The following is an 11,286-nucleotide window of genomic DNA, read 5'->3' on the forward strand; positions in this document are numbered from 1 at the left end:
CGACGGGCGGCCGCGCCCCATTTTCAGCCCGGAACGGCACTCCCCGACAGGGGACAACCAGGACTTCAGGGCCATCCCCTTGGGGACAGGCGCGACCTCACCGCTACTACGGCGAAGCGTAGGGCGCGAAATGGACGACCTTGCCCCACCGTCGCCATCCCGGGAGGGGAAGGAGGCCCGTCAAGCAGCCCTCGTAACCGGTTTCGCTTATCACCTGCCCGTCCTCCAAGGTCACCTCGACGCACGAGCGCGCCGGGGCGGAGGTCTCCGCGACCTTCCCGGCGATCGCGGCACGAACGACCGCCTCGACGAGCTCGACATCCTCGGACGTGCGCTCAAGTTCCCAGCGGCCACCCCGGTACCTACGACCTGTCTGAAGGCCGATCTCGTCCCCGAACGCCCACCACTGAACGGGAACGGATCGCGGATTGACGGGATGCACCGCCCAAGAGGTCCCCTCGCCGCCGAGGAACTCACTCCGTTCCACGCGGGCGGAGTGCCCTAGTTCCGAGCGCAGACGGTCCTCAAGTCCGGTCAGTAGAGCCGAGATGGCGTCGTCCTGCACGAGGGCATCCTGCGCCGGGCACAGTCACACCTCTGCGGCGACTCGCGCTGGCACTTCTGATGATGGTGAAGATCGTCTTGTGGTGCCCCTTGATGGGCCGCTCGGGGACAACGGCGACGTGGCCGCGAGGGCGGCCTCAGGGACAGGCGCCGCTACGAGGTGATCTCGCGTATGAATTGGACTTCCGGTTCTTGCGGCACGCCGCCAATTATGTCGACCGTGAACAGTAACTCGAAGTCCGCCCCCGATCTGATCACCGGATGGTCCTCGAACTTGGGACTACAGACAAGCTCCGCAGCCGCTTGCTTTCCCTCGCCGAAGCCTCCCGCGAGAACGAGGACCAAGGACTGTGAGTTGAACGGGCTGCGGACCTTTACTACAACACCGGCGTCGGAACCTGACCCAGCCTCGCGCCCATGATGTGGATAGAACCTACGACTACTGACTTTGTCCACAAACGTGATCGTTCCTGGCTCGACCCCAACGCCCAGCGCCACACGTTCCATGACGGCTGCTGTCCACCGGTTCGCGTCTGGCCCACCCAGGAGCACCAGGTTCCCTGCGACCTCGTGCCCCTGGAGGGCTGGGGCATGCTTGAGTGCGAACTCCTGCTCCCGGATGCTGAACAACTTCCTTTCCAAAACCACAAGCGCCTTGACGTCGCCAGCGCCCACCAAGCCGGAACGTTCCCAAGCCCGAAAGTTTGAATCGGTGAAGGCTGAGAGAACCACATTGCACTCCCCGCGCATGAAGCGTCGAGCATTGCGACTGCGCCTCAAGAACTGAAGCCATGCCTGCAGCCGTGCAACCGAGAACCCGATAATCGCTGCAATCAAGTTGATCGCTAAGTCGCCGACCGCACCCCAGGACACAAGCCCTCCTCCGGTGGAACCATGGGCCTCCTTGCCTGGCTACGACCGTCCTCAAACGGCAGTGTCCCCAGGTGGGCCGCTTGAGGCGTCCGGCGATTAGCGGCGTTGGCGTTGGCACGGCCGCTCCTGCGGTGCAGACACGAGGGTCACCGCTGGCGAAGGTGCTGAAGCTCCGTGAGTGGTGGCCCGCTCCTCCCTGCCGTTCCGTGTGCATCTTGATCTGCTGCGACCGGAGTTCCTGGCGCAGCCCCCTACGCGCGTCGACCGGCGTCGGCGCGGCTGTCACCGGCGGCATCGACGACTTCATCGTGTTCAATCGACGACTTCATCGTGTTCAAGAGACTCGTTCAGGTCGGCGCCCTCCTGCCTCCGGCCGACGCGCACATGCACCTAGACCCACAGCATCGCTCGGCGACTCGGCCGTGGGCGCGCCGACCGACCTCCTCGTCGAGCGCGCACGCAGGCCGCGCGTCCGGCCCGCGGCGGCCGAGCCGGCTACTCAGCGACGGCGAGGAAGCAGTAGCGGTTCAGGCTGAACAGGTAGTCGTCCTCCGCGCCGCGCTCCCGCAGGTCGGCCATCCAGGCGTCAGCATCCGCTTCGGTCAATCCCTGTCGGCCGGCTACGAATCGCGCGATCAGCTCCATGTTCATCGCGCTGAGGGTGTTCTGCTCGTACCTGGGGTTGAACAACGGGATCAGGTGCCGCCCGGTCACCCGGAACCCGGCGCGCCGGAGATGCCCCGGCAGAGTGCAGGGCAGATGGGGATGCACGAGGTGCTCCTCCCAGGCGGCCATGATGCGGCGATGCCGTTGGCGATCGGCGGCGTGCCACACCACGGAGTCCCAGTCGGTGTCCAGGACGAGAGCACGTCCACCCAGCCGCAGCACGCGGCGCAGTTCCGACAGGGCCCGCGGGATGTCTGCCACGTACTCGTAGACCTGGGTCGACACCGCGGCGTCGAAGGCACCGTCCGGATACGGCAGCTCCTCGGCATCGCCGTCGTCGATGCGGGCCCACGGCCGGGTTCCGATCAGGTCTCGGGCGACGGCGTTCATTGGCCCGCTCGGGTCGAGTCCGTGGACGGCGCCGGCGGCCCCGACAGCGTCGGCCAACGACGCCACGAGGAAGCCGGGTCCTGAACCGACGTCGAGGACGCGCTCTCCCGGCTGGGGAGCGAGAAGGGCCAGAACCTCGGCGCGCTGCTGCACGACGTCCGGCGTGGAGTACACGCGCTGAAAGTGGCGAGCAGCCTTCTCGTCAAACGGGAGCATCGACATGTCGAACCTCCTGCCCGGGGCGCTCCGGTACTCGTGACGGGACCGGGTTCAGCTGCGCCGGTACGGTTGCTCTGCTGGTGCTCGATCGGTCGGATCTGCTCGGCGGTCGCCTCGACCGAAGCCTCCGTCGCGTGCTTCGGCTCCAGCTCATCGAGGACCCGGCGCTCCTCCAGCGCGTCGCCCGCGTCCTCCCGTTCCGATCGGTGAGCGGCTCGCACGAAAAGGCCAATGCGATCCCCTACTGAACGGTTGATGCACTCATGGGGATCGGGCCAGTTGTCCTCGGCCCGATCCTGACATCACCCGGTTAGGCCATGGCGCCGGTTGGGGCCTCCTGCCGAGGAATCGACGGCACGCCGGCGCCGGTCCACGCCCACATGGTCCAGTGGTAGTTGCCGTCCTCCTCGACCTCGTACTCGACGACGTCGGCCACTTCAGTGAGGCGGCTCAGCTGCCCTGTAGCGCTCGGACAGGAACCCCAGACACCGAAGCTCGCCTGGTAGCCCGGGCCGGTCTGACGGCCCACACCGCCGCCGACCCAGTCGGCGACGTCGCCGGTGTTCGTGATCATGAGCAGGTGGCCTTCGCCAGCGAGGACACCTCCTGGGCGGAAGGTCTGCCGATAGGTGCCGGTGTCCGTGATCTCCTGTCCAAGCAGGGTCCCACGCCCTTGGAAGGACACCTCGAGCCACACCTGCTGTCCCTCCGACGGCAGGACACGAGTACCGGTGAACTTCCCCGAGGACTCGCCCAGTCGTTCGCCCAGCATGGCATACACCTCCCCGGGCCAGGCTCACGCACCGTCACGGCGATGAGCCCGACCGCAGTCGTTGGTCGTTGCCTCGCCAAGACGGAAGGGGACCCAGGCTGATCTGGCCGGCCACCATGCAGCAGGTCCCCTGCCCTTGCCTTGGGCACCCGGCGACTGCACTCACCGCCGGGTGCCCGACTGATGATCGGCCTCAGCCGATGGCGCCACAACAACTGTGCTTCGCCCATCCGCTCGGATGAGCCGACGAGCGGCGTGGTGTCACCCTGCCCAAGTGATCGACCCTCCCGGTGAGTGATTCACAATGATCCACAAGGCGACTGCCGCGCTGCTCGTGGCCGCGACCTCGACGCTGGCGGCAAAGCAGTACCGCGCTCCTGCTCCGGCCTTGCCCTGTCCCTTGCCCACTCAGTGACGTGTCTCTGAGTGGGCCGCTAAGGGGCACCCCTGGGCTCCGCGATTGCTGATCTGGCGGCCGCTTCAGCCCTGGGAGGCGGATCGACTCACAATCGGGACGCCGGCCGACCTCATACTCGTCCAGGAGCGTTCATCGCTTGGCTTCCGCGGTCAGTTCGAGAATCGCGGCGGTTCCTGTTTCTCCGGCGATGGTTCGGAGGTAGTGCCGATCAGGGCTGTCGCCGCTGACGCTGTCGAGTGCAGACGAAGCCCACGCCAGCGCCAGCGCGATCAGCCACGTCCAGCTCGCTTCGCCCCGTCGAGGCCAGCGCGGTAACGGAGGGTGACAGCCCCGTGCCCTCGTCGGTGTGGATGTAGGCGTCGATGAGGGTGGTGCTCGGTTGAGAGGGCCCCAACTGTACCCAGCCAGGACGGGCACCGGCTGGCCCACCGCCAGGCCGGGCAGCCCCACGGCTGCTGACCGTGTTGATCAATAGAGGTTCCCCCGGATCTCCCCGGCATACCCGCCAGGACCGACGTGGCGGAAGACCTGCCGCGGGCTGGTGTGGACAACGACGTCGCCGCGCCGCTTCTCCAAGGCGAACCGGACCTCCTGGTTTGGCTGCAGGTGGTCCAGCAGCAGGGTCCACACCGGCCCGCTCGGGTGATCGGCCGGGGCAGGGTACAGATACGCGTAGGTAACCGAGGGTTCGAGCTGCACTTCGGTGAGCGGCCCGTGCGCAGTCTGCACCGGGGTCACGAAGCGGGCGTGGACGTCCTCTCCCCACCTGGTGTAAGCGAAGTCGCAGACGAGGAGCACCGACGACGTCGCGGGGAGCGTCCCGGCGGTGGCGAACCGGAAGGTTTGCGCCGCCGCGACGCCGGCATCGGGGACGCACGCATGGACGGTTCGACTGGCCGGGTCGGCGGCCCACCCGAGCTGCGTGCGGCTTGGAGCCTGCAGCGGCGGCAGCGGGACACCGTTCAATGCCACACCGGACACGACGAGAGGAGAGACGACTTCGATCCGCAGCGGGCGGACGTCCGCCGAGTCCGGCACCAGCCCTTCGGCGGCCGCGACCTCCACGACGATGTCCTCACCCTCGTGACGCTGGACGATGTCGGTTGTCCTGGGTGCGGTCAAGCGGGTCTCGCCGTCGTCCTCGTAGACGGTGAACCGCCCGCCGACCTCGCCCCCGTCGTAGACGCGCAGAACGAGATCCTCATCGCGGCTCCCGTCGGCCTGGTGCCCGGCAGAGTCCTGCGTGCCGTCGTCCACATGCATTCTCGGGATCACCGCGCCCCCCCGCGCGAAGACCGGCAGCCGGAAGACGCCGTCCCGGTACTCAGGAACGAACGTGACCCACTGCCCCGCGCTCTCCACGGCGGCTCCGGACCAGAAGTCGTACCACCGACCGGCCGGCAGGTAGACACTGCGGGCGTACTCGCCGTGGCCGGCCACCACGGCGACCATCAGGTCGATGCCGATCAGCTTCTGGTGCCCGACGCCGAGCAACGCGGCGTCGGGGTAGACGAGGCCCGGCGGCGGCATCATCGGGGTTCCGTCGAGCGAGGCCTGGTGGGCCAGCGAGTAGAAGTAGGGAATGAGCTCGTACCGGGTCCGCAAGTTGGCCAGGTTGCTCGGCCGGTGGCCCACCTCGTAGGGCGCCACGGGGTGGCGGCGTGCGCCGTCCGGCTTGTCGTCGGAGCGCTGCGTGTAGAAGTCGTAGTTGTTGACGTGCGGCCGCAACGGGACGTCGAGCCACGCGCTGTTCGCGAACCACTGGGTGTACAGCTCGTCGAGCCGCTGAGCGTCGGCGTCCTGGCGGTGGAAACCGCCAACGTCGGAGCCGTAGTAGTCGATCCCAGAGCAGGACATGTGGGCCTGGTTGTGCAGCTGGGAGACCAGGACCGGCATCCGGCTGCTCGTGTCACCCGACCACACGGCGGCGCCGTACCGCTGGATGCCCGCGGTGGCGGCCCGTGTGAGCAACAGTCGCCGCTGATCGGGATCCTTCCGGGAATATCCGTCGTCGATGGACCGGTGCCAGAACAGGTTGTAGACATTAGCGAGGTCGGCATGCCCGGTGCGGCGCGAGCCGTCGCCGTCCAGGTCGTGACCTGCGTAGCGAGCACGATCGTTGAAAAACTCGGGCTCGCCCAGGTCCGTCCAATGCACTCGCACCCCATAGTCGACCATGAAGGGCTTGCGCCGGTGGTCGTGGATCCACGCACCGGCGCCCGGAACGCTCCAGTCGATCATCGTGGCTTCCTGTCCGAACCAGACGTTCGTGAACTGGAGGTCGCTGGGGCCGAGGCGGACGAAGGGATTCTGGACTGCGCCGCCAAGCTCGATGTAGGTGCTGGTGGAGGTGTTGACGTATGACTCTTCGATCAGGGCGAAGCCGATGTGTTGGTTGCGGTAGCTCGCCAACCGCCCTTGCGGGTCCGGGAAGTAGGGGTCGTTCACACCCGGCGTGTCGGTGATGTCCCACCCCAAGCGCCCGACTTCGCTGTGGTCCACACCCTGCTGCGCGATCCCGCCGAACCAGAACAGGTCAAGGACGATGCCGTCAAAGGGGTAGGCGCCGCCACGGAGCGCGCCGATCACGTGATCAACGTCCTGCCAGGTCTCGAACCCGTACTCCGACATCCACAGCCCAAACGCCTTGCGCGGCGGCACCGGGGGTCGGCCGAGCAGGTCCATCACCCGGCGTCGCACGTCGAGCGATGTGGCGCCACCCACGAGATAGACGCGCACGGGAAAGGTCGGGTTGCCAGGGACATCGGAGCCGAGCCGGAAGGACCACGGGTTCGTGCCGAAGTCGGCCTCGATGCGGAAGACGTAGTCGAGGACGATCGCGAACGGTTGCGGGCCACCGGCGACCATCAGCACTGGAATCTGGAGGTAGCCCTCAACCCCCTTCTCGTATTCTTGTGTTCCGTGGCCGTAGGGGCGGAACCTCTCCTGCGCATTCGCGTCGATGACACTGCGGCGGCGTCCGACCCAGTCCACCCGGCTCGACGAGGGCCCAAAGCACTGACCCAACCCCCACGCCTGCACGCCGGAGGCCACCTGGACGTCGAGCACGCAGGGGCCGCCGCCGGACAATTGGAGGGCCACCAGCGGGCGATCGTCGAGCGTGCGCACGGTGACCGGGCGGTTCCCCCGCTCGTCCGGATCGCCCACCAACACCTTCCACAGCGTCGTCTCCGCCGTCGCGTCGACGGCAGCGCCGACCGGCAGGCGCCTCGCCAGCAGCACTGGATGATCGGGCCGGCAGTCCCCGTCGTTCGAGGCCACGACCCGGACGACGTCCGGCAGCACGTCGTCTCCCGCGCCGTCCTTCGGCAGATCCACCGAAAACATGCGCTCTCCCCTCTAGAAGCATCCGCTCGCATTCGCGGTTGTCCGCCGGGCGGCCACCGCCGATCCTCCACCCCGACGGTCAATGCAATCGCGGCCGACGCTCTGGCATTGGCGAGGTCGTGGGTAGATGCACCTCTCACAGAGGCCGACTGTGCCGGTCCCCCCACAGCATCATGTTCGAGCACGAGGTGGCCAATGCTGTCGACCTAGCCAGGTTAAACCGCCCCCGACGAGTCCGGAGACTGCGAGGATCGGGACGGGTGGCCGTAGGGTCAACCCGCACGGACGCGATGGCGCCCTTCTGGCGACCCGCCGCAGCCGGCATTCTCGGCCGACTGCACGGCGGCGTCGCTCTCGTCTGGGGTTTGTCAACTCCCATCGATGGTCCGCCCCCAGTCCGCAGATACTTCACTTCCGCCCGTCGACCATCAATCACATTGCCCTCAAGGCGGCTCTGGGGACCGTCGGGCTGGATACTGCGCTTGATGACGCCCAACGAATTGTCTGATCCGCTTGGCGTCGCTCAGCGATCTCGGTCGACAAACCGCAGGGGCCTGGTCGCCCAAGGGACGGCCACCATCAATGCCAGCTTTGAACTCTCATCCTTCGGCTCTTCCGGAGGCGGTCCTGGATCACTTCGGTGACACGACCGCCAGGCTGCCGCTGCTGTCAGCGATTCTAATTTCGTCGAAGTATAAAATTCTTTCCGTTGCGTCCGTTGGCCGATCTGGATAAAGCCAGTCCCACTTGTAGATCCCAAATTTCATATAGTGCCCCTTGTCGTCAGCAAACTTGTTTTGTCCGCTACGGACAAACACCCGATCCTTATCCTTCCAGACCTGCAGCAGTCCATCGGCACCGGAGGACCACTTGGCGTACACAACCCAGTCGGTCCAGCGACCCAGTTCACAGTGTCCCATGTAGTAGGCGTCTGTGTCGGAGTCGACGGTATTGTCCCAGGAACACTTGCGGGTGCTCAGTCACCATTTCCCCTCCCAGGTAATCAGGGCCGCCGGCGGCGACCCCCAGAAGGGACGCGGTAACTGATCTCCTAAGGTGTCGTCTTGCTTCCATTGCGCTACCGATTCCCTGGAATCATCTGATATCCATTCTTCCGGCAGATAGATGCTGAATCCGTACCAACGCTCTGCGTTGGCCGGTTCGCAGCACGGGGAGGCAGCCAGTTCGCTGCGTATGCCGCTACTCACCACCGGATCCCCTTTGTTCAGCTGAAATCTTGCCGAGCGCTGACCGCTGCGCGTCGGCTCTGGTGCGCAAGCAACTCTAAATGCCGGGTCGTGGTCCACCTCTTTCGCGTAGTCCCCGCGCCATCCTGGGGGTGGCACGGACGGAACGTCGCAGTTGTACGCCTCCCAATCCAGTGTGTACAGCGGGTTGGGCTCGGTGGGAGATGGAGCCATGGCCGTTCCCTTCGTCCGTGGCGTCTGTTCCGATGGCTAACAAGCCAGGTCAACCGTCGCCAGTCCAACCACCGCGTCTTAGTCGACGGGGATACAGCATGGCCGAGCAGCCGTCACCGATGCGTTACAGCGAACGCGCCAGTGTCCGCCGGGGCCCTTGCGAGCGATAACCTACCGAGTCGTACACGCCAACGGCCTCGGGGAAGACAGGGACGCCGACGGAACCCCACGCGAAAGGCGGACACTAAACTCCTATTGCAGTTTTCCAGTGGGTCTGCGTCGTTGATGCCGCGACAGGTTCTCTTCGTCACCGCGCCGCGAGCTCGTCACGCAGTGATCCTCACCTGTCCGATGCCGTCCACGAGGCCGGGTCGGGACTGTCCCTGAGCGGGCCGCTCGAGGACAGAAGGCGGGCTCAGGGACAGATCGCCTCTCTCGTGGATAGAGGGCCTCCATCGACCCCGTCCGAGACAGCACCGGTCCCAGTTCGTTGCCCCGTCCCGCTTCGGTGGACAGCACACCGAGCACTGACCCCAGCGCAGCTTCGCAGCCGTTCGCCAGCCGCGCAGCACCTCGATCACTTGCCGTCCAACGCGTTACCCACCACCCGGACGCCCGCCAGGGCGACGATCGCGCCGGCATCCACGTCTCGGGTCACGACGGCGCCGTACCCGATGACCGCCGCGTCCCCCACGGTGACGCCCTTGAGTACCGCCGCCCTTTCCGCCAGCCACACGTCGTCGCCCAGACGCACCGGCCGGGTCGGCGAGGAGGTGTGCCGCTCGCTGGGCGCTGTGCCGTGGAAGTCGGTGTCGAAGATGGCGCCGGCGCCGAGCGTGGCCCGGGCGCCGATGACCACGGACTTTAGGGACACCCGGTCAAAGCGCCGTCAGTCTTCGGCGCGGCCGGGACCGGTGTGACCGAGCCGGCCATGACGTGAGTTGACTCGCGCTGACCGCGGCGGCTTCCGGACGCCTGGGCCCACCTGCCTAGGACCATGAGTCGGTCCACGCCAGTCGCCCCCGAGGGTGACACAGCCCCGGCGTGGCTGACCTGGGAGGCTTCGTGACCGGTGTTCCCAAGCGACGAGTGGCCATTGCGTGTCAGGGCGGCGGCAGCCATACAGCCTTCACGGCGGGGGTGCTCGGCCGCCTGATCACCGCCGACGAGTTCGACCAGTACGAGGTGGTGGGCCTCAGCGGGACCTCCGGTGGAGCGGTGTGCGCGGCGCTGACGTGGTCGGCTCTGCTCGACGGCGACCGAGGGGACGGCAAGGCGCAGCTGCACGGGTTCTGGGCCGACAACGCCGCGTCCGATCCTGTCGAGATGGCGATCAATGCGTGGGGTCTGTGGGCGACCGCGCTGCAGAGCGTCGGCTTCCTGCCCGCCGTCAGTCCCTACGATGTCCCGGTCACCGGGCTCGAACACTTCCGCACGCTGCTCCGGCGTTGGGTGGACTTCGACCGGATCCAGGTCGATGACCTCGCCAGGCACCCGGTTCTGCTGATCGGCGCTGTGGACGTGCTCTCCGGTGATTTCCGGGCTTTCAACAGCCGCCGCGAGCGCATCACCGCCGAGATGATCCTGGCCTCGGCGGCGATCCCCACCGCGTTCCGGACCGTGCACACCGCGGGTGGCAGTTTCTGGGACGGCTTGTTCTCGCAGAACCCACCTGTCCGTGAGCTGCTCGATGCGCAGCCGGACGAGCTGTGGGTCATCCAGATCAACCCAACCAGACGGTCCAGCGAGCCGCGGAGCGTGCTCGCCATCGCCGATCGGCGCAACGAGCTGGCCGGGAACCTGTCGCTCTACCAGGAGCTGCACGTCATCGAGAAGATCGACCAGCTGCTCGCCGAGGGCCTCCTGATCGGCGACCGGTACAAGCAGGTGACCGTCCGCGTCATCGAGCTGCCGCGGCTCAACTCGTCCGGGTGGTTCGGCCCTGCGTCGAAGGTCAACCGCGACAGCCGGTTCCTCGGCCGCCTCATCAGCGAGGGCGAACGCCAAGCCGACGCGTTCCTCACCGCGCTGGCCTTCGAACGGGCGTGGCAGCGGGGGGACGCCGATGAGCTGATGTACCACCTGGCCGAGGACGCGGAGCTGACGTTCGCCGAGCCGTTCCGCGAGCGCGCTCCGGTGCGGGGGCGGCAGCTCCACGAGGTCATGCTGAACCTGTCCAAGGACGTGCGCATCGACGTCACACGCAAGCAGGTGACCGGGGACCGGACCGCCTGGACCGTGCGTACCGGTAGCGGGGACACGGCCTCACGAGCACGCGCCGAGGCCGAGTTCCGCGACAACCGGCTCGTCCGCCTACGGCTCGGCTCGGCAACCCCCGCCTGACGTGACTGCAACCCGAACGTGTCCCTGGACGGGCCGCTCATGATCACCGGGCCGGCCGACCTTGAGGGCGGCTCCCGAGACACCTTTGCGAGCCAGTCGCCATCAGTCAGCACCTCCGGGTAGGCACGACTGCAGCTGGTGCACAGGCGCCCAGCCGCGACCGCCCGACGGCGTGTCCCCGAAGGCGGCTGATCCGAAAATCTGATCCGAAAATCTCCGTCAGGCCGGTCAGGCCGCGGGGTTGAGCGTGACCGCGTAGCCGAGGGCCTGCA

7 protein-coding genes and 1 pseudogene are annotated in these 11,286 nt (G+C 66.9%); 1 reads left to right on the forward strand and 7 read right to left on the reverse strand.

The genetic code is table 11. From position 1 onward, the window contains the following. Window positions 1-106 precede the first annotated feature (106 nt). From HK417_RS23585 to HK417_RS26260, 7 genes and pseudogenes are all read right to left on the reverse strand, one after another. Entirely contained in the window at window positions 107-565 is a 459-nt protein-coding gene (locus HK417_RS23585) for a hypothetical protein (protein ID WP_222272889.1), read from the reverse strand. Window positions 566-717: 152 nt separating this feature from the next. Then, window positions 718-1,437: a hypothetical protein gene (locus tag HK417_RS23590; protein WP_222272891.1), complete on the reverse strand. Its 720-nt coding sequence runs from the start codon at window positions 1,435-1,437 to the stop codon at window positions 718-720. Window positions 1,438-1,932: 495 nt separating this feature from the next. Next, entirely contained in the window at window positions 1,933-2,715 is a 783-nt protein-coding gene (locus tag HK417_RS23595; protein WP_222272894.1) for a methyltransferase domain-containing protein, read from the reverse strand. A 307-nt stretch (window positions 2,716-3,022) separates the two neighbouring features. After that, a complete protein-coding gene (locus tag HK417_RS23600) occupies window positions 3,023-3,484 on the reverse strand; it encodes a hypothetical protein (RefSeq protein ID WP_222272897.1) in 462 nt (153 codons plus the stop codon). An 886-nt stretch (window positions 3,485-4,370) separates the two neighbouring features. Then, window positions 4,371-7,250, reverse strand: a complete 2,880-nt coding sequence (locus tag HK417_RS23605) for a glycoside hydrolase family 31 protein (RefSeq protein ID WP_222272899.1) — start codon at window positions 7,248-7,250, stop codon at window positions 4,371-4,373. Window positions 7,251-7,882: 632 nt separating this feature from the next. Then, window positions 7,883-8,671 (reverse strand): annotated as a pseudogene (locus HK417_RS25945) (polysaccharide lyase). Window positions 8,672-9,248: 577 nt separating this feature from the next. Continuing rightward, on the reverse strand, window positions 9,249-9,545 hold the full coding sequence (locus HK417_RS26260) for a DapH/DapD/GlmU-related protein (RefSeq protein WP_222272908.1): 297 nt from the start codon (window positions 9,543-9,545) through the stop codon (window positions 9,249-9,251). A gap of 170 nt (window positions 9,546-9,715) precedes the next feature. On the opposite strand from HK417_RS26260, the gene HK417_RS23625 reads away from it, so the two are divergent. After that, complete coding sequence (locus HK417_RS23625; RefSeq protein ID WP_308123816.1) at window positions 9,716-11,014, forward strand: patatin-like phospholipase family protein; 1,299 nt, start codon at window positions 9,716-9,718, stop codon at window positions 11,012-11,014. The last annotated feature ends 272 nt before the right edge of the window (window positions 11,015-11,286 follow it).

This window comes from Modestobacter marinus (genome assembly GCF_019799945.1).
Classification (GTDB): Bacteria; Actinomycetota; Actinomycetes; order Mycobacteriales; family Geodermatophilaceae; genus Modestobacter; species Modestobacter marinus_B.